The organism is Marinagarivorans algicola (assembly GCF_001292705.1).
Lineage (GTDB): Bacteria > Pseudomonadota > Gammaproteobacteria > Pseudomonadales > Cellvibrionaceae > Marinagarivorans > Marinagarivorans algicola.
On the sequence record NZ_LGAK01000077.1, the window covers coordinates 1 to 897 of the forward strand.

An 897-nucleotide genomic window follows, 5' to 3' on the forward strand; every position below is an offset into this window, starting at 1 on the left:
TATATGGCCCGCGAGGAACTCTCTAAGGCTGAGCGAGAAGCCGTGAGTGATTGCATTGAGCGCTATCAAAAGCGGCTGAAAAGTTTAAGCTGGTTTATGAAATGCCTTAACGAACCCATTGCGCGCCAGGCAAATAAAGAGGATAACTGCACAGGGCACTTCTGGGAAAGTCGTTTTAAGTCGCAAGCCCTACTTACCGAAACGGCTCTGTTAAGCGCAATGGCGTATGTTGATCTTAACCCAGTGCGCGCCTGCATGGCTGATACACCCGAAACCTCAGAATATACCAGCATCAAAGAACGCATTAACCCCATCTTTAATTTAGGCGAAGCGGTTAAGCAGCAAACCACTTTGCAGTCTATTCGCCAGTTTGACCTTCCCCTTAAGCCATTACTTAACTTTGAAGGTAGCCTTAAAAATACTGAGCAATCAGGGATTATTTTTGGCCTAGCCGATTATATTGATTTAGTCGATTGGACGGGCAGCTCTTGAGCATCCTGCTCCCGCTGCATTAGTGAATCCCTTCACGTCGTCGCGCTATTCGTGATGACAAGCGAGGCGCTATAGCCACACACTTACCGCCCATATTGGACCGCCTAAATATCGATATTGACGCTTGGCTATTACAAACACAGCACTTTGAGCGTGAGTATCAGGCCTTATTCGCCAAACACAGGCAAAGGCCCAAGCGCGCTGCCTAAATAACCACCCGCAATAACCCCTTTCCGCATTACCCACCATCACTCCTGCCCAACCCAATAACCCCATGTTATTAGCTTGGGTTCTTTATGCCTTTTATTGAATTAATGGGCTATTAGCGATTGTTTTAGCATGGCGATACAATAGTCGATAAAACTTAGTATCATTTTCTTTTTGGCATGCCTGTCTAAGTAGGTT

1 protein-coding gene is annotated in these 897 nt (G+C 46.3%); it reads left to right on the top strand.

What is annotated here, in order from left to right:
• Positions 1–492: transposase (locus AC438_RS17010; RefSeq protein ID WP_476638773.1), on the top strand; the 492-nt coding region annotated here is incomplete at its 5' end.
• Between the last annotated feature and the right edge of the window lie 405 nt (positions 493–897).